This window comes from Streptacidiphilus sp. MAP12-33, assembly GCF_041261265.1.
Taxonomy (GTDB): domain Bacteria; phylum Actinomycetota; class Actinomycetes; order Streptomycetales; family Streptomycetaceae; genus Streptacidiphilus.
Map to the genome: position 1 here is coordinate 1 of NZ_JBGCCA010000031.1, position 18,444 is coordinate 18,444.

Below are 18,444 nucleotides of genomic sequence, written 5' to 3' on the forward strand. Positions count from 1 at the left end.
TTCAGGCCGTTCAGGCCGTTCAGGCCGTTCAGGCCGTTCAGGCCGTTCAGGCCGTTCAGGCCGTTCAGGCCGTTCAGGCCGTTCAGGCCGTTCAGCCGGCGTAGCCCGCGCAGAGGGTCCGCCAGCGGGCGGACTCCTGGGCGGTGGCGCGGCCGCGCAACTGGGCCAGTTTGAGCAGGTTGGCCTCGGCGGCGCTGCCGAGCGTGCGGGCCTCGGCCAGGTAGTGGTCGTCCAGCAGCGCCTCGACCTCGGCGTCGCTCTGGACCGGGTCGATCCTGGCCGCCAGCTGCGCCATGGTCCGGTAGGAACCCTGGAGCAGGAATGGTGGCTCGGTACGGGTCCGCTCCTCCTGTGCGGCCGAGGCGATGTAGGCGGTGTTGACCGTGAGCACGGTGCGCTGGACCGCACGCAGCCGGGTGAGCGTGGCGACGGCGCGGTCCAGGTCCGGCACCGGCCGGGAGAGCTGGTCGGCCTGGGCGGCCGGGTCGCCGTCGGCGAGCGCCACCAGCAACCGCAGGTCGGCCGGATCGCCACCCGCGAGCGGCGCGAGCACCGGGTTGGCGGCAAGGGCGTTCTCCAGGAAGGAGAGTGCGAACAGGCCCTGGTGTCCGGTCAGCACCTCGCCGAGGTTCCACACGTCCGCGCGGTTCGCCAGCATGTCGGGGATCTCGAAACGCTGCCCGTTGGCGGTGTAGGGGTTGCCCGCCAGGCAGACGGCGAAGCGGCGCCCGCGCAGGTCGAAGCTGCGCGCCACACCGTCACTGACCGCCTCGACGCGGCGCTGGGTGTCGCACAGCGGGATGAACTTCTGCAACAGCTCGGCGGAGACGTGCTGGATGTCGTCCACGTGCAGCAGCACGTTGCTACCCGCCTCCAGAGCGAACACGATCTTCTCGACCTCGCGGCGGGCGGCGGCGTCGGGCGCGCGGTCCGGGTCGAGGGAGACCGTGCCGTGGCCGAGCGCCGGTCCGTCGACCCGGACCATGAGCAGGCCGAGCCGGTCGGCGACGTACTCCAGCAGCGTGGTCTTGCCGTATCCGGGCGGCGAGAGGAGCAGCAGCAGCCCGCTGCGGTCGGTGGTGGCCGTCGCGTCGAGCGTGCCGAGCTGCTTGGCCAGGTTGTCGCCGACCAGCGGCAGGTACACCTGGTCGATGAGCTGGTTGCGCACGAAGCCGGCGAGCGGCTGCGGCCGGTAGTCGTCCAACCGCAGCCGCGCCCGCTCGGCCCCCAGCACCTCCGCGCGCTGCCGCTGGAAGGCACGGAAGGCGGGCGCCCGCTCCTCCCGGAACGTCCGGGCGCGGTCGGGCAGTTCGTCGATCCGCACGGTCAGCCGCCCGTCCTTGATCCGGGGGTGCGCTCCGAGCAGACCGGTCACGGTCTCCTCGACGGCGGCGGTGACGTCGTAACGCGGCAGTCCCGGCGCGACGAGCTGCGCGACGGCCTCGTCGAGGCCGTCGAGACGCGGGGCGCCGGCGCCGGCGCCGGCCGCGCCGGGTGCGCCGGAGGCGCCGGAGGCGCCGGGTGCGCCGAGGGCACCACCTGCCGAACCACGGGCGTCGCCCCTGTCGCCCCCGTCGACCGTGCCGGAAGCCGCCGGGTCGCCGGGCACGGAGCCGTAGGCTCCCGCCGCGCCGGTGGCGCTGCTCGCGGCCTGGGCGCCACCCGCACCCCACGCGTCTCCCGCAAGCTCCGCGCGGGAGGCCGCGTAGGCGGTGAGCCAGGCGGCGGCGAGTTGGTGGCGGGCCGGGATGTCGGTGCCGAGAGCGCGGAGGTCCGCGGTGAGGGCCGAGGCGGCGTCGGTGTGGTGGAAGCCGTCGAGCAGGGCGCGGGCGGCCAGGCCGGTGGCGAAGCCCTCGCGGGGGCCGGCGAGCTCGGCGAGCAGGTAGTCGCCCGAGCGGGCCACCGCGCCCGGAAGGCCGAGCTCGTCGGCGAACCCCGCGACCGCGTCGCCGAGTTCCGCCGCCAGCTCGGCGCGTGCCGAGGCCGTCCCGGCCACCCCGAAGTGGGCACCGGCCAGGGCGAGCGAGCGCGCCCGCCGCTGCCACGCGGACCGCTGCGTGTCCGTCGCGCCGTGTGCCCAGAACAGCTGCGCCGCGGCACGGGACTGCGCCGGGAACGCCAGCAGCCCCGCCCCGGCGGACAACCGCAGCAGCGCGTCGAGGATGAGCGCGGCATCGTGGTCGTGCACGCCGCGCTCGTACCCCTCGTCGTACGCGCGCTCGGCGGCACTCCGGACCCGGTCGAGCAGCGGCACGGCGGTGACGTCGGGACCGATGTCTTGCGACGAGCCGACGGCCACCGCCAGGCCCGCGGCACCGCCCGACAGCAGCGCGGCACCCGTCGGCACCAGCGCCCCACCCGCCACCGGCAGCTCCCCCGCAGCGCCCACGACGTGGGGCGCGGAGCCGTTCAGCGCAGAGCCGTTCAGCGCGGCGGCGCCACCCGCCGTGAGCGACCCGCCCGTTCCCGGCGCGCTCGCGCCCGCGCCTGCCGCGGCCACCTCGGCCAGCAGTGCCGCCGCCAGGTACTCCGAGCGGTAGAGCGCGGGCGACTCGCTGACCAGCGGCTGCGTCCAGAACTCCCGGCCGCCCAGCAGCTCGGGCACGTGCGCCGCGCGGCGGTAGCCGGTGCCGGTGACGAGGAAGGCGAGGCCGTCGCCGTCCGGCTGGAGGGTGAGTTCGACCGGCTCGCGCCGCACGGCGAAGCGGTGGCGGCCCAGGCGGACGCTCGCGCCGCCGTCCTCGGAGAGGTCGGCGCGGTCGCGCAGTTCGCGCAGGGCGGTGCGGACCGCGCCGGTGAGGCCGTCCTCCAACTCCTGGGCGCGGACCTGGTCGTCCAGCCCCCGCAGCTCCCCCGCCGCCGCGCGGACCCGCACCGCCATCGGATCGGCGGCCTCGGCGGCGTGGATGTCGGCGGCGGAGCCGAGGCCCGCGAGCCGACGCCGCAGGGCGTCGAGCGCGCGCCGCGCGGACGCGGCGACGCGGTCGGCGCGCGCGGCGGCCTCGTCCAGCAGTGTCTGCCGCCGCGCGGCGAAGGTCTGCTGGATCTCCTCGCGCCGCAGGGCGAGATCCGCGGCGAGGTCCTCGGCCTCGGCAAAGCGGGCTTCCAGCCCGTCCACGCGCAGCATCAGCCGTGCGAGTTGGTCATCGCAGGCGGCGGGGCTGTCGGCGGCGGCGAGTGCGGCTGTGGTCGCCTGTGCGAGCAGCGCGGACTCCGCGGCGTGCGCGGCGCGGTGCTCGGTGTCGAGCAGTGCGCGGCGGCGGTTGGCCAGCACCGCGCGGGCGCGGTTGACCGCCGCGAGCACCTCGCCGATGGCGAGCAGGACGGCCGTCCCGGCGGCCGGATCCGCGGCGACGGCGCCGGTGACCAGATCGGTGACCGTGGCCAGCGCGTCCGCCTGCTCGGTGAGCCGGTCGGCGAGATGGGCGGCCTCCGCCGCGCTCGCGACGGCCTCCGCCTCCTCGGCCGCGTGCCGGGCCGCCGCGAGCGGGGCCGCGAAGGCGTCCGGACCCGCGAAGAAGGCGAAGGCGCGCTCCGTCGCCGCCGTCAGCTCGGCGGCCAGCTCCTCCTCGACACGGCACAGCGCGGCCACGTCGAGCTGCGGCAGCTCGCGCAGCAGCCGGGTGCGGCCCTGGGCCTGGCGCAGCTCGGCGAGCAGCCGCGTCCAGGCGTCGGCGTCGGTGGGCGGCTCGCCGTGCGAGCGGCGGAAGAGGGAGGCGGCCTCCTCCCGTGCCTCCTCCAGCGCCCGCGCGGCTCGGGCCGCGAGCCCGCGGACGCGAGCCTGCTCGGCGACGACCTGCTCGGCGGACTCACGCAGCTCGGCGAGCGGCCGCAGCAGACCGAGGTCGGCGAGCCAGTAGTGGCGGCCCGCCGCCTTGGCACAGGCGTCGAGGATCAACTGCGGTGCCAGGGAGGCCGCCTGGTTGTCCTGGGCGGCGGCGTTGGCGGTGCGCACCACGTCGAGGCAGTCGGCGATGCCGCGCACCAGATCGGCGTTGCCGATGCGGGCCAGCGGGCCGTCGCCGACCGGCTGGGCGGCGGCGTGGTCGGCCGACTGGAACGGCGTCTCCCAGCGCTGGAGCTCGTGGGTGCGCACCGGCTCGCGGTCCGGCTTGACCAGCACCAGCGTGCCGTCGGGCAGCAGCGCGTACGCGGCGCCGTGCAGCGCCGCTCCGGCCTCGCGCCGGACGGTGTTCCACGGCAGCAGCAGCACCTGGGCGCGGCCGGGCCGGCGCAGGACGTAGAGCAGGTCCTCGCCGTTGGGCGCGGGCAGCACGGCGTCGAAGCGCAGCGCATCCCCTCCCGCCGCGTCCGCGCCCTCCCCGCCCTCCGTGCCCTCCGCGCCCTCGATGCGGAAGGCACGGTGGGTGCCGTCGGCCAGCTCGTAGCCGCCGGGGAAGATCAGGCCCTGCTCGGCCGGCAGCAGCCGCGCGCCGAATCCGAGCGAGTCCTGCCTCCGCACCGAGCCGGTACGGGTGTTGACGACCAGGTAGCGGTCGGCGGGCTCGTTGTAGGGGCGGATGCGCAGGAGCAGCAGCGGGCCGGTCGCGGCGTAGGCGACGGTGGCGTCGGCGAGGCTCTGCAGCGGCTCGTCGACGGGCTCCTCGAAGAGCACGCGGTCGCCCGGGACGGCGTGGACGGTGAGGCTGCCGCCGGTGGTGGCGACGGAGACCGCGCGGCCTTCGCCGCCGTCGCTGCCGCCGGCCTCGATCCGGATCCGCCCGTGCTGGTGGTGCTCGCGCCCGACGACGGTCCACGGCAGCACGTAGACTGGCGACTGCGGCAGGTCGCGCTCCCCGTGGTTGCCGAGGTACTCGACCCGCCCGTCCGTCAGCTGCCAGCTCAGTACCCGCAGGTCACCGTCGTTCTCGCCGGTACGGAAGACCGCCAGCAGCTTGCCCGACGGCGTGCGGACCAGGTCGGCGAGGCGGGCGCCGCGGTAGTAGCGCAGCAGCTCCGCGAGTTCGCGGTGGAACCGCTCGTCGTCCAGCAGGCCCGGAACGGCTGCCGGGTCGAGCGCCGAGCCGTCGAGCGCGTGCAGCGAGAGCAGGCCCGCGTCGAGGTCCGGCGCCGTCGTGCCCAGCAGCAGCACGTCCGGACGGACGGCGACGACACCGCAGACGGTGCCCTCGCCGGCCGTGCGCGGCCGCGCCGAGGCCGCGAGCTCCAGCGCGCGGGAGCCGAACTCCTTCTGCCGCGCCTCGTTGACCTCCGCCGCCCGCCGCCCCAGCTCGACCGCGCGCTCTCCGAGCCGCGCCCGAAGGATCTGGTAGGTGCCGTCCTCGACGCCCATCGCTGCTTCCCGTGTCCCTTGCTTGTTCTGCTGCCTGTGCCTGTCCTGCGCTCTGACCGGTTTCTCGTCACTTACCGGCCGTGCCACCACCGTTCAGCAACCGGGCCGGGTCCACCGGCAGGGATCCGTCGGCACCCGTGCCGTTCAGCAGCTTCATCAGCAGGGCCAGGTTCCAGGGCCCGCCGGCCGCGAGGGAGCGCAGCACCTCGGTGGCGTCGTCACCGAAGCTCCGGTCGCCGTTCAGCCACTCCGCGCCCAGCGCCTTGACGGTCTCCGAGCCCTGCACCGCGCCGTCGATGGACTTGCCGAAGGACACCGCGCCCACCAGCCGGTCCAGGAAGACGCTGTCGCCACCGACGATGTCGATGTCCGCGCTCTCCAGGCCGGCGGCCAGCACCGAGGCCTGCGCCTCGGCGACCTTGGCCTGGACCTCCAGCGCCGCGAGCCGCACGTCCTTGTCGGCGGCGAGCCGCAGGCGGAACTCCTCGTGCGCCCGGGAGACCTCGTCGAGGGCGGCCATCGCCGCGGCCTTCTTCTCCAGACCGGCCGCCTCGCCGAGCAGCTTCTCTCGGATCGCCGCGGCCTCGGCGTTGCCCTTGCTCTCCGCCACGGCGGCCTCGGCCAGGCCGACCTTCTCGATCGCGACGGCCTTCTCCTTCATACCGGCCGCCTCGGCCTCCAGCCGGGCGCGGACGGCGGCCGCCTCCGCGTTGGCCTTGCTCTCCGCCACGGCGGCCTCGGCCCGACCGACCTTCTCCATCGCGACGGCCTTCTCCATGAGACCGGCCGCCTCGCCCTCCAGCCGCGCCCGAACACCGGCCGCGTCGGCCAGCGCCTGGCGCTCCGCCACCTCGGCCTCGGCCAGACCGGCGGCACCGGCCAGCGCCCGCTCGCCCTCGGCGCGGCGCACGTTGGCAGCGGCCTCCAGCTCGGCGCTCTTCTGCGCGGCCTCGGCCAGCACCAGCCGCTCCTTGGCCCTCAGGTGCGCGGCCTGCTCCGCGGCCTCGGCCGCCTTGATGTCCTTGACCAGCTGCTCCTGGGCCTCCGCCTCGGCGGCGATGATGACGGACTGCCGGGTGCGCTCGGCCTCCTGGACGACGCGGACCCGCTTGATCTCCTCCTCCTGCTCCGCGACGGTCCGCTCCACCGCGATCCGCTCACGCAGCACCTCGGCCACGCCGCGGCGCTCGACCTCGACCTCCTTCTCCATCCCGGCCTTGGCCAGCTGCACCTCGCGGTCCCGGTTGACGACCTCCAGCAGCCGGTCCTTCTCGATCCGCTCGGACTCGACGGCCAGGACGCGCTCGCGGTTCTTCTCGGCGACGGCGATCTCGCGCTGCTGGTTCTCGCGCTGCACGCCGAGCAGCTCCTCGGTGCGCAGCAGCGCGCTGTGCGCCTTGAGCCGCTCCTCCTCCTGGACCTGCGCGGTGGCGGCCTCCTCCTGCGCCTTCAGCGTCTCGATGCCCTTGCGCTGCCGGATCTCCGCCTCGGCGCGGCGGCGCTCCAGCTCCAGCACGGCCTCGCGGGCGTCGACGTCCTGACGGGTGATCTCCATCTGCTCGTTGCGCTGGAAGTCGTTGGTGCGGATGTGCTCCAGTGCGGTCAGCTCGGTGATCTTCCGGATGCCCTGTGCGTCCAGGATGTTGGTCGGGTCGAGCTCGGCCATCGGGGTCTGCTCGAGGTGGTCGATCGCCGCGTCCTCGAGGTGGTAGCCGTTGAGGTCGGTGCCGATGGCGGCGATGATCCGGTCGCGGAACTCCTCGCGGTGGGTGTAGAGGTCCGCGAACTCCAGTTGCTTGCCGACGGTGCGCAGCGCCTCGGCGAACTTGGCGCTGAACAGGTTCTGCATGGTCTCCTGGTGGCTCGCCCGCTCGGTGCCGATGGCCTGGGCGACCTTGATGACGTCCTCTTCGGTCTTGTTGACGCGGACGAAGAAGGTGATCTGGATGTCGGCCCGGATGTTGTCCTTGCAGATCATCCCCTCGCGGCCCTTGCGGGTGATCTCGATGGTCTTCACCGAGATGTCCATGACCTCGGCGCGGTGCAGCATCGGCAGCACCAGGGCGCCGGTGAAGCTCACGTCGACGCTCTTGGGACGGGAGACGATCAGGGCCTCACCCTGGACGACCTTGCGGAACAGCCGTCCGAAGAGCAGCAGCGTGCCCAGACCGATGAGCAGCAGGACGGCGACGAGTACGCCGATACCGATGGTGACGACAGACATGGCTGTTCCCTTGGATGGACTTCACTGGTGCTGCGAATGAGATGGATGTGCGTTGTGCGTGCGCTGGACGTGCGCTGGCTGTGACTAGGCGATCGGCGCCGGCATGACCCAGAAGAACTCGCCGTCGGCGTCGTAGTCGTAGATGAGTGCGGCGGCTCCGGCGCGGAGCGTTCCGCCCTCGCCCGCCGCGTCGTCGAGGCTCTGCCGGACCTGCACCACGGCGGATGAGCCGTCGGCGGAGCGGACCTCGGCCTGACCGAAGTCGGGCCCCACCCGACCGGTCCTGATCACGCAGCCGAGCCCCACGAAGTCCCGCCGCGAGGGCGGCGGAGAGGGCTCCGGCATCATCCGTGCCAGCGGCACGGCCAGCAGGCGGGCCCCCACCCACCCACCGGCGAGCGCGAGCGGCAGCAGGAACCACCGGCCGCCGCCGAGCCATTCAGTGCAGGCGAGCGCGGTGAACCAGCCGAAGGCGACCACGAGCGAGACCGCCACCGTGACCGGTACCCCACCCAGCCCCGCCGCCCGCCGCGCGGCGGCGTGCCAGTGGTGGCCCCCGCCGCTCTGCCCGCCGCCACTGTGCCCGCCACCGTGGGCGGCCCCGGCCTGGCCGGGCGGGGCGTGGTGGCCGGCCTGGCCGGTGTGACCGGCCTGTCCCCCGTGGCCCCCACCATGCGCCCCGCCGTGTCCGCCATGCCCCCCGCCATGACCGGCCTGGCCGCCATGCCCCCAGGCATGGCCGCCGCCGTGTCCCCCGTGTCCCCCGTGACCGGCGGAGCCCGCATGCCCACCCCGGGCTCCGTGCAGGTGCGCTCCCCCGACGAGCACCAGCACCCAGTACGCCACCACCACGACCAGCGCGAAGGTGAACACCACGGTCGGATAGGCCGTGACCGCCCCCAAAAAGCCCCGCACCGTGCTCGCCTGCCTCTGAACGTCCCCCGAAGCGGCCACCCGTCGCGGACCCGCACGCGTCAGGGTGGCAGCGCGAACGGCACCACCGCAGTGCGTGATCCCGGCAGTCTTAGCGCCCTCTTAGCATCCGGGTTCAGCTCACAGCAGCGGTGCCGTCCACGGGACCACGGCCGGATGGCTAACCTTGCGCGATGCCCACCCGACCGCGCCCCTCCGCTTCACGAGCGCACCCACCCTCCGCGTTCGTCTGGCTCGTCCCGATCGGCATGCTGGCGGGTGCCGTCGCGGTGTTCCTCGGCGTAGGCCCGAACCTCGCCGGCTCACTCCGGCTGACCGGCGCCCCGGGCACCCTCGCCGTGCACTCCTGTTCCACGGTGGGATCCGGCAAACAGGCGCACACCCGCTGCACGGGCACCTTCACCTCCGACGACGGAACCGTCCAGGACCCCTCCGCCACCATCGACGTGCCCCTCGCCACCGGCGGCACCGTCCCGGTCCAGCGCGCCGCAGACGGCTCCCTCGTCCAGGTCGGCGTCGTTCCGGCGGCCGGCTGGATCGCCGTCCTCTTCCTCGGGCTCGCGACCGCGGCCCTGGGCTGCCTCTGCGCGGTCCTCCTGATCCGCCGCCCGGCCTCGCTCGACCACCTCGGCGTCCTCCGCCCCGACGCCCCGGAGCGCCGCCTGGCCAAGTACGCCGGCCTCCTCTGCTGCGCGTCCGTCGCGGCCGCCCTGCTGAGCGGCCTGATCTCGGTCGCGGGCCGCCTGGTCCAGTAGCGACACCCTCGCATCCCAAGCCCTGCCAGGCCACCGACCGGCCCCTGACGAACAGTTGCCGTCACCTACAACCGCAAGAGGCCCCGGACCTACGACGGTCCGGGGCCTTTGCGTTGCGTTCCGGCTGGTGAGCCGCAGAGCCCCCTGTCGGGTTCGAACCGACGACCCCCGCTTTACAAGACTGCGAGTGAGACTCACGCCCTGAGCAGCGGATACGTGGACCTGATGGCGTGGCCGCTCAACTCCCCGTCAGTCACCGCTCGAACCCATCGGACACCGCTCGTTCTGGCACGGTAGTGGCACGCCCGGGAGAACAAGCTACGAGTGGTCCAGCACCTGGGGACAGGTGAGGTCAATCCAGATCCATGGTTCGTGGTGCCACGTCCGTATCTCGCCGACGATCACTGAAATGACGCTCCCCACCGGCGGGAGTTCTTGCGCGAGTCGGCGCACCTCAGGCTCGCTGCCACGTCGGATGACGTCCATGGATGCGCCCACGGGCTCGAACCCGTGGATCTTCGCGGTGACACCCCAAGGCCAGTGGCCTGTGATCGTTGCTTCGACTTGAGCACCCTGCGCGAGCTCGCTCAGTGGGCGTTCGTCAGACACGACACCTCCTCTTGGCGCTCACTATAGGGAGCGGCTTTACAGACCGCTCCGCGATCCGGCGGGTCATCCACCCTGACCTGCGAGGAGTCGTCTTGCGCCCTACGTATCGGGGCTTCTGGTCCGTGACTGGTCCGGATCTTGAACGCCGGCGGCACTGGGTCCTGCATCACGCTCGACGAGGGAGCTGATCTCCGATCGTTGAAGTTAGTAGGCTCGCGTGCCAGTTGAGATCTAGGGGTGGGCCATGAGGATCAGAGACCTGACGAGTGCCACTGCGGTGGAAAGGGCACTCGCTGAGTACAACGACTTGGGTGGGCAGCGTTTCCGCGACAAGCACAAGTTCGGCCCCTCGACGCAGTACTACCTCAGTCACGCTGACCTGCTGTACGACGCCAAGGCGATCGCCGGCGTCGCTTACGGCTACCAGCATCGGACCAGCGGTCCGTTGTCAAACGACCAGTTCGATGGTGGCGAGGCGGCCACAAACCCCGTACTGCGCGCCATGGGGTTCACGGTCCTCAACAGCCACACGGAGACCGTAGACGCAGAGCGGGAGTGGCGCCTGGCTGTGTGGCGGAATCTGCTCGGACGGCGGGACAGCTCCGGGCTGGTCACCGCGGACGCCATTCGCTCAGTAGGTGCATACGGCAACTACCGTGGCATCTGGACAGACAAAGCCCGTACCCAGAAGATCCATCCCGACGGCGTGACGATCGGACTCAAGCACACCGGCCAACACTACCCCGACGACCTGAACGAGAACGGAGCGCTGTACCACTACCCGGTCACACGGCAGCCAGGCCGTGACCTCGGTGAAGTCAACGCCACGAAGGCGGCCGCCACGCTGCGGCTTCCCCTGTTTGTGATCACCGAGCATGGCGACCTCCGAGGCGTACACCTTGCATGGGTAGAGGGCTGGGAGGACGAGAGCAGCCTGTTCCTGGTCAACTTCGGCGAGACCCCGCCCGTACAAGTCCTGGACCACGACCGCTCAGAGGAGCAGCCGTTCCAGCTCGAAGGCAACAGACGCCGCCGACGGAACGGGACTGTGGTCACACGACCGGACCAGGCCCGATTCAAGCTCGAAGTGTTCCAGCGGTACGGTCCACACTGCCCCCTCTCGGGGATCGCGATTCCCCAGATGATCGAGGCAGCCCACCTCCGAGGCGACGCTGACGGCGGTACCTCCGACGCCCGCAACGGCCTGCCAATGAACGCGGCACTTCACAGGGCCTTTGACGCCCACCTCTTCGCCATCAACCCTGACACCCTGACCGCAGAGGCGCGCCCTGGAGGACCAAGCCTGGGAGCCATGGGCATCGTGCACCCAAAGCTTGCCCTGGACCGCCAGCCGCACCCAGAGGCCCTTCGGTGGCGCTACAACGAGTGGCTGCGCTGCACCGGCCGAGAAGCGGAAGTACCAGCCGACGAGTAGGCAGACTGGTTACGCCAGAAGCCCCGCTCCATTCGGCGCGGGGCTTCTGCGTTGGTTCGCTCGGCAAGGTTCAAACTGCAACCTTTGATCCGCAGCTCTTGCCGGACGAGTCATTCGTGGACAACCGCGCCTGTGGGGCGGCAGACTCCCCAGGCCATGCAGCAGCAACGTGAGTTGCTGTCCCTCACTGCTGTACGCGACGACTGCCGTCATACAGCGCAGTCCGTGATCTGAAGTCACTCACGTGCTTCAGCGAGCGACTCCGATGGCAGCAATCGAGACTCATCCTCTACAGCCGCGATGTAGTCGCCCAGGGTCAAGTCCCCGGCCGCAAGCGAGTAAGCCAGCAAGCTGACTGGCTGCTCAGCCATGCCATTCCCCATCCTTCGGCGTACTCGTCGAGCAAACGCAACGCACGCTAGTGGCTGCTGTAGTTGATCGTCAGAATCGCCACTACCCGGTGTGCGTCCCCGTCGGCCTCAACGCGGTACTCATCATTGAACTGGTAATCGATGCGGGCCGCACCACTTACCTCGTAGTGAGTTGTCCGCGACCACCCCGGCCCCTGCGGCTTGCCGGCCTTTCCTCGCAGGATGCAGGTCGATGCAACAGGTGCCGGATTGCCAGGATCGTGGGACACGTGATCCCAGAACTGTTGAGCCTGCTGCAACCCAACCCGATCCGCCAACTGCTCATACAAGCGCTTGAACCGCCTGTGAACCAAGACGCGATATTTAGGCTGCTCGTCTGGCTTTCCACCAGGACGCCTGGCCGGCTCATGCGGGTCGTAGGCGCTGCTACTCATCTTCGGGCCGAGGCGCGGTCACGAAGTCTGCGGGGTCGTGTTGGCCGAGCAGGATACTGCGCCGCAGAGGGTCTTCCAGCTGTCGGGCGGTGGTCCGCCAAGCCTGCAGACAGTCCTCTAGGACGCTGACGTGACCGTCTGCATGAGCTGCCGTGAGGGCCGCCTGGAGCTCCGCAAGGAACTCCCGAAGATCCTCATCGTCGAAGACTCGAAGCCATGCCAGGTCACCGAGAGCACTGACATCTCTGCCTGCTCCGCGGCTGATGATTGCCTCCAGGCGCACGGCTGCTTGCGACCAATCCGCCAGGGTCTCTAGCAGGTGCAGGCGACTCTCAGGCAACATGACCAGGCTAGTGCCATCCTTGTCGCGGACCCTCGCGAGGCCGCTACGCGCCGCTGTCAGGAGCTCAACTCGCTTGGTAGCTAGATCGCTGGCTTGAAAGATGGTGTCAGTCATAGCTCCTCCTGTTTGCTAGGATCCTACGTACGATCGTGATTGTCAACGTGGCATCCGGGTGACCCGGCCAAGGTCAGGAGGTGGCGCAACTTGAGCGGGCCAAGGCCGTTTGACGCGCGCGAGGCACTGATGTGCGAGACCGACAAGAACCCCGGCACCTCATGGCGCACAGTAAGCCTCGTCACTAGCCTCAGACACCTCCTCGCCCGCAACCAAGAGGCAGACAACACCTCCCAGGAATCTCGGGCAGATGCCCTCCGCGCGATAGCCAGCGAGCTGACACGCCGCGGCATCGATGCCGACTCCCTGATTCGCTACGGGCTCTGCATTGAGGTTTTCTCCCCACTTCTCGGTGCCGCGATCCTGAAGAACATAATCCCCAAAAAAGACCTGGGGAGGATCCTCGGACTTAGCCCCGAAGACCTGGAAGCTTGGCGCGATGTTCTCGACATTCAAGCGTCGGTCGCGCCAGCGCCAGGTGATGATGACTTCGCAGGGTTCGTCCAAGTCACCATCGAGTCGTTTGGGCCGCGAGTGATTACATGGATCCTCTACGCCCCCGTAGATGACTTGATCACCTTGCGCCCGCCGCAGCCGGCAGAGCTAGAAGAGGCTCTGAATTTTGCCGACCCGTCCGCAGAGCTCATAAAAGAGTATCGCTGGGTTGTCGATCGCTTCTCAGAGACATTCGTGCGGGATTGGTCGGAGCATTCCCTTCGACAGGAGTACCTGTGGATCCAAGGGCGCGCCCTGCCCCCCTGCCCTCCCGCGCTGATGGGGGATCGGCTGGTCACTCGCAGCGAACTGGAAGCTGAGATAGCGCGCCGCGCCGTCCTGCCGCCCACCGAGCCGTCGCCGTTGGAGTCAGTCGACTCCGGGGGGAGGCTCGTCATCGAAATGGAGAACCACGCGCGCCTGCTGCTCTCCGAGGGCCGTTATCGCGAGGCAGCTGCCCTCTTTGAGTTTGCCGAGAAACGGCGCCCCGAGGACCCTTCGATTCACAACGACATGGGGTTCTGTCTCATTCCAGTAAACTCTCGCGAGGCCCTCAAGCATCTCAATTCTGCCGCAGCACTCGGATACCATCCCGCAGCAATCAATACATACAACATCATGTGCTGCCAGTTCGACGGGCGGGACTTTCACTCCCTCGTTGGCACGGCCGGAAAATATTGGGATACCCAGCTGGAGAACCGGGCCACCCCCGGAACTTTGTGGCGCTGGAGCAGCAGGGACTCATGGCAACTGGTGAATACAAAGGACGCCAGAAAGGCGATCGCCACGCTGGCTCACCAGGTTTGCACCACCGAAGGCTGGAAGGAGCTCGAACAGCTTTGGTTTGATCGGCTTGAAGAATTGGCGTGATTGCTCTACCGGGCCGACCAGTCCCGGAGCCGTGTTTCTGCGCGTCGGTGCATTCCCACCACTCCCCCCCTGACATCCCGTCCGCCGTCGACCCACACGCACGTGGAGCGGGCTTGCCCCCTGGGGTCCAGATGGAGCGCGCCACTGTACGAACGATCTGGACCCCAGGGGGCAAGTCTGCTCGGCTCTGCCTGGGTCGATGGCGGTCGGGATGGCAGTCCCCTCCCCAGCCCCTACGGCCTGCACCCTCGGCACGGCCCGGTCATCCCGGTGCCGGCTGATCCCCTGTCGTCCAGACAGTCAGTCCGACTCTTGCCCCTGCCTCCGCTTGCGGTCCGCCCCGCCGGGCGGCGCGGGGCGAAGACAGGAGCGCGCCCGAGCGGGGGCGGGCCGCGCCGCGCAAGCGGCGTGGTCCCTTGATTCAGTAGAGAAAGTCATCACCACTCCCCTCTCCACCTCATCTCACCTCGAACGATTCACGTCAACCACGCTGCCGCGCTTGGCGCGCTCGCCCCGTACTGCTCTTCTCGTCAGGCCTCGTCGTCCGCAGAGCGGACCCAAGCCAACTGCGCCTCGCTTAGCGGCGGATCGAACCCTTCGGGGAACATCAGCATCCGTTGGTCCGGCCAGATGTTCACAGGCCCGTGCCCTTCGCAGTGGTGGGCAATGAGGTGGGGCCCTTCCCCGCATTGCTCGTGTATGTACGGACGTTCGTGGGTCTGACAGATGGACCAGTAGAGCGAACACTCGTGGTCATCGGCATCCGGCGGGTCGGCGAACCCAGGGTCGCGGACAATGACCGTCACCCGCTCCTGCTTGTTGAAGCGCGGGATGGGTCCAGGGTCGCACCACAGCAAACGAGGGGGCAGCACCTCAGCTCGCCTGCTCCTGATCGAGGAGCACTCGCCCGTCGTGAGTTCGGACCAGGGGCGCATAGTCATCGCGCAGCGCATCGTGGATGCGGACGGCGTAGACCTGGCCCATGCTGGCGGTGACTTCCTCCGGGGTCAGCCACTCAACCGCGGCTGTCTCATCCGAGAGCTGTTCGTGCCCGCTTTCAGGGTGGCAGCGGAAGACCAGAGCGACGACGCCCCTCGCGAGGTTCTTGTAGACGCCGGTCAGACGCTCCACGCCGACCTTGATGCCGGTCTCCTCGTAAACCTCTCGGCGAACGCCGTCCTCGATCGTCTCCGTGAGTTCCAGCACCCCGCCCGGCGGCTCCCAGGTGGCGTTATCGGCGCGCTGAATGGCAAGGATGCGGCCATCCTCACGGACGACGACTCCGGCGACGGACACGGAGTGCTGCGGCGTGGTACTCATGTACAGGAGACTAGGGGACGGTAAGGACTATGGGGAACGTAGACGCGGCCTCGGCTTCGGGCGCACCGAAGTACTTGCAGATCGCAGAGGACCTGGCCGCGCAGATCCGTTCAGGCGGGCTGGCTCCGGGGGACCCGGTGCCGAGTGAAGCTGAGCTGATGGCCCGGTACAACTCTGCGTCGGGCACCGTGCGAAAGGCCGTGGCTGAGCTGCGGACTCAGCAGCTCGTGGAAACTCACCACGGGAAGGGCTCGTTCGTGCGCCGGCGTCCGCCGGTTCAGCGGAAGTCCTCGGATCGCTTCCGGCGTTCACACCGACAGGCGGGCAAGGCTGCCTACATCGCGGAGGTCGAACAGTCGGGCGGAGTCCCCTCGGTGGCGGTCCTCCATGTCGGCGCCGCGCCGGCTCCAGAGGGCATCGCCGCGCGGCTCGGGGTGGAGCCTGGCACGAAGGTGCTCGCACGTCGCCGGCGCTACTTCTTGGATGGCACCCCGACCGAAGAGGCCACGTCCTACCTGCCGTGGGATGTGGTCAAGGACATCCCAGAGATGTTCCAGGAGAACCCCGGCGGCGGTGGAATCTATGCCCGACTTGAAGAACACGGCTACCGGCTCGCCGACTTCACCGAGACTGTGCGGGCACGGCTGGCCACCAAGGCTGAGGTGTCGGCGCTTGCCCTGAGCCCTGGCGCGCCGGTGCTGCATCTGATCCGTGATGCCCGCACGGTGGACGGGCGGGTGGTCGAGGTCTGCGACACGCTCATGTCCGCTGACCAGTTCGTTCTTGATTATCGCTTCGCCGCTGGCGACTGACGGAGCCTCAACCTCCGTATCCCGTCCCGAGATTCTTTCCGGGGCGGGTTTACTTATGTACAGGAGTAGGGCACTCTCTAATCATCGCTCCTGTACATGAGTGCAGGAGAAAGCCTCATCTAGAGGAGTCGGCTCAATGCCTGCCTTCAAGATCGACCTTTCGACCGCAGTCGTCTTCGTCGCCGTCGGACCGGCGCCCAAGCTGAAGAACAAGAAGACCGGTGAGCTCGCCACCGACGCGGTGACCGGCGCCGTGATGCACACCGTGGGTCTGCTGGTCTCGGACGAGGGCGACGGGAACCTGCTGACCGTGAGCGTCCCGGAGTCGGGCCTGCCGCCCGAGGGCATCGCCGTCGGCACCATGGTCGCGGTGACCGGCCTCAAGGCCCGCGACTGGGAGAACGAGTTCAACGGCGAGAAGCGGCACGGGATCGCGTTCCGCGCCATGGCCGTCACCCCGTTCGCGCCGGCGAAGGGCTGATCGCGGTGAACGACCTCCTCGCTCTCATCGAGACCGGCGCCCCGTTAGCCACCGTCGCGGGCGGTGCCCTGTACACCCGCAGCCACGCCCCGCGCGCGTACTGGTCCGCGGTCGGCCTGCCGGCCACGCTGGTCCGCATGCGCCGGGACTGGGCGGAGACCATGGACGCCTGCGGGCTCGCCACCGAGCCGCCGCTGTGGCGGATCCTGGCTACCCAGCGCGGTGACAACGCCGTGCGGCGCCCGGTCCCGCCAAAGGTCCGCATGGTACAGCCCTCGACCATGGGCGTCCGGGTCCGCATCCGGCTCGCCAAGGGGATGACCACGGAGACCGTGTCCAAGGCGGCTGAGGCTCTGCGGCACGCCTGGCAGGTCCACGCGGTCTACGTGACCGAGGTCCGCCCCGGCGTCGTCGACCTCCGCATCATGGGCTTCGACGTGCTGGCGAACGTCGTGGTCCCGTCCCGGATCACCGCGAAGAACACCGGCCCCGTTCGGGTTCCGGTCGCCCTGGCCTCCGACGGCCGGCCGTACGTCCGCGACTACCGCGCGGTTCCGCACGGCCTGACCCTTGGGGCGAACCAGTCGGGCAAGTCCATGTTCGCCCGCAACCTGGTCCACGGCCTGGCCTCTCAGCCGGTCGCCCTGTGCGGGATCGACTGCAAGAAGGGCGTCGAACAAGCCCCCTTCGGCCCGCGGCTGTCGGCGCTTGCGATTGACCCCGACCTTGCCCTTGATCTGCTGCGGGTCCTGGTCAACGTCGAGATGGCCCGCCGCTACGACCTGATCCGCGACCACCTCGGCATCCCCGGCACAGTCGGCGACGGCGAGATAGCCGCCGACGTGTGGGGCCTGCCCGAGCCTCTGCGCCCCGTGCCGCTGGTGCTGATCGTGGACGAGATCGCCGAACTGCTGCTGTCGACGAAGAAGAACGACCCCCGCCGAGACGAGACCATCACGCTCCTGGTCCGCTTCGCCCAGCTCGCCCGCGCCGCCGGCATGTACCTGGAAGTCATGGGCCAGCGCTTCGGTGCCGACCTCGGCCCCGGCGCCACCCTGCTGCGCTCCCAACTCACCAACCGCGTCGTCCACCGCGTTAACGACACCGAATCCGCCCGCATGGGCCTCGGCGACGTCTCCGATGAGGCGATGCACGCGGCCACCGCGCTCAGCCCCTACCTGCCCGGCTGCGCGATCGTCGGCGACACCTCCGGGCAGTGGCAGCGCATCCGCACCCCGTACCGCTCCCTGTCGGAGACCGCCAGGCACTGCGCCGCGCACGCGCACCTCGTGCCGGACCTGCCCGCGCTGAACCCGTTCCGCCCCGTCCCGCCGGCCGACGCTGTGCCCGAGGACGCGCCGGTGTACATCCCGGCCCCCGCCGCCTCGTAGCGGTCGAGAACGCCCCTGGTCGGCGCCCCTGCGCGCCAAGTCCCTACCCGAGCCATGCCCGAAACCACTTCGAAAGGACCCTCCCGTGACCGTCCACCTGGGCTTCTACGCCGCCGCCGACACCACGGTCAACCTGCACGACTACGGCACCGAGCGGACCCCGATCCTCTCCCTCGGCAACATCGCCGAGCACCTGACCATCAGCGCGCTCGACAGCATCCCGCTGACCGACCACCTGACTTTCGCCCGGCACCTCGCCGCCGCCGCGGCCGACTACCTCGCCGCGCTGGAGATGTACGCCGCCCAGTCCGCGCCGATCAAGCCCCGGCGCCGCAACCGCCGTCGCCGTCCGCGCGCCGCCGCGAAGACAACGGCCTGACTGTGGCGACCCGACGAAAGCCCGCCGCCAAAGCACCACCTGTGTGCCCCTCCTGCGCCGGTACCGGACAGGTCGCCGTCACCGTCCGGGTCGGCCGCAAGCGCCGCAACGCCGGCCAGCAGGAAGGCATCTGCCTCGGCTGCTTCGGCTCCGGCACCGCCGACCCCGAGTAGTCCGATCGCCGG

General features: G+C 70.2%; 15 protein-coding genes. 8 read left to right on the forward strand and 7 right to left on the reverse strand.

Annotation, left to right across the window (positions count from 1 at the left end):
* Positions 1–91: 91 nt before the first annotated feature.
* The 3 genes from ABH931_RS27225 to ABH931_RS27235 form a co-directional block, all read right to left on the reverse strand.
* On the reverse strand, positions 92–5,293 hold the full coding sequence (locus tag ABH931_RS27225) for a DNA repair ATPase (RefSeq protein ID WP_370118551.1): 5,202 nt from the start codon (positions 5,291–5,293) through the stop codon (positions 92–94).
* A gap of 67 nt (positions 5,294–5,360) precedes the next feature.
* Entirely contained in the window at positions 5,361–7,517 is a 2,157-nt protein-coding gene (locus ABH931_RS27230) for an SPFH domain-containing protein (protein WP_370118554.1), read from the reverse strand.
* A gap of 84 nt (positions 7,518–7,601) precedes the next feature.
* Complete coding sequence (locus ABH931_RS27235) at positions 7,602–8,432, reverse strand: hypothetical protein (RefSeq protein ID WP_370118557.1); 831 nt, start codon at positions 8,430–8,432, stop codon at positions 7,602–7,604.
* Between the two features lie 191 nt (positions 8,433–8,623).
* Between ABH931_RS27235 and ABH931_RS27240 the strand changes: the two genes are divergently transcribed.
* Entirely contained in the window at positions 8,624–9,205 is a 582-nt protein-coding gene (locus tag ABH931_RS27240; protein ID WP_370118560.1) for a hypothetical protein, read from the forward strand.
* A gap of 318 nt (positions 9,206–9,523) precedes the next feature.
* On the opposite strand, the gene ABH931_RS27245 is transcribed toward ABH931_RS27240, so the two are convergent.
* On the reverse strand, positions 9,524–9,814 hold the full coding sequence (locus ABH931_RS27245) for a hypothetical protein (RefSeq protein WP_370118563.1): 291 nt from the start codon (positions 9,812–9,814) through the stop codon (positions 9,524–9,526).
* Positions 9,815–10,058: 244 nt separating this feature from the next.
* Between ABH931_RS27245 and ABH931_RS27250 the strand changes: the two genes are divergently transcribed.
* Positions 10,059–11,249: an HNH endonuclease gene (locus ABH931_RS27250; protein WP_370118566.1), complete on the forward strand. Its 1,191-nt coding sequence runs from the start codon at positions 10,059–10,061 to the stop codon at positions 11,247–11,249.
* A 418-nt stretch (positions 11,250–11,667) separates the two neighbouring features.
* Here ABH931_RS27250 and ABH931_RS27255 read toward each other — a convergent pair whose 3' ends face one another.
* Positions 11,668–12,054 carry a hypothetical protein gene (locus tag ABH931_RS27255; protein WP_370118569.1) on the reverse strand — a complete coding sequence of 129 codons (387 nt, stop codon included), beginning with the start codon at positions 12,052–12,054 and terminating at the stop codon, positions 11,668–11,670.
* Positions 12,047–12,511, reverse strand: coding sequence for a DUF6247 family protein (locus ABH931_RS27260; protein ID WP_370118572.1), 465 nt, complete (start codon positions 12,509–12,511; stop codon positions 12,047–12,049). The genes ABH931_RS27255 and ABH931_RS27260 overlap by 8 nt, the downstream gene beginning before the upstream one ends.
* Before the next feature lie 129 nt (positions 12,512–12,640).
* On the opposite strand from ABH931_RS27260, the gene ABH931_RS27265 reads away from it, so the two are divergent.
* Positions 12,641–13,876 carry a hypothetical protein gene (locus ABH931_RS27265; RefSeq protein ID WP_370118575.1) on the forward strand — a complete coding sequence of 412 codons (1,236 nt, stop codon included), beginning with the start codon at positions 12,641–12,643 and terminating at the stop codon, positions 13,874–13,876.
* Between the two features lie 873 nt (positions 13,877–14,749).
* Here the strand turns inward: ABH931_RS27265 and ABH931_RS27270 are convergent.
* Positions 14,750–15,196, reverse strand: a complete 447-nt coding sequence (locus ABH931_RS27270) for an NUDIX hydrolase (protein ID WP_370118577.1) — start codon at positions 15,194–15,196, stop codon at positions 14,750–14,752.
* A 29-nt stretch (positions 15,197–15,225) separates the two neighbouring features.
* On the opposite strand from ABH931_RS27270, the gene ABH931_RS27275 reads away from it, so the two are divergent.
* From ABH931_RS27275 to ABH931_RS27295, 5 genes are all read left to right on the forward strand, one after another.
* A complete protein-coding gene (locus ABH931_RS27275; RefSeq protein WP_370118580.1) occupies positions 15,226–16,008 on the forward strand; it encodes a GntR family transcriptional regulator in 783 nt (260 codons plus the stop codon).
* Between the two features lie 136 nt (positions 16,009–16,144).
* Complete coding sequence (locus ABH931_RS27280; RefSeq protein ID WP_370118582.1) at positions 16,145–16,489, forward strand: hypothetical protein; 345 nt, start codon at positions 16,145–16,147, stop codon at positions 16,487–16,489.
* A 5-nt stretch (positions 16,490–16,494) separates the two neighbouring features.
* Positions 16,495–17,880 (forward strand): FtsK/SpoIIIE domain-containing protein, encoded by a 1,386-nt coding sequence (locus tag ABH931_RS27285; RefSeq protein ID WP_370118585.1) that lies wholly within the window; start codon positions 16,495–16,497, stop codon positions 17,878–17,880.
* A gap of 85 nt (positions 17,881–17,965) precedes the next feature.
* The gene (locus ABH931_RS27290; protein WP_370118588.1) at positions 17,966–18,259 is read left to right on the forward strand and encodes a hypothetical protein; all 294 of its coding nucleotides are present in this window, start codon (positions 17,966–17,968) and stop codon (positions 18,257–18,259) included.
* A gap of 41 nt (positions 18,260–18,300) precedes the next feature.
* Positions 18,301–18,432: a hypothetical protein gene (locus ABH931_RS27295; protein WP_370118591.1), complete on the forward strand. Its 132-nt coding sequence runs from the start codon at positions 18,301–18,303 to the stop codon at positions 18,430–18,432.
* The last annotated feature ends 12 nt before the right edge of the window (positions 18,433–18,444 follow it).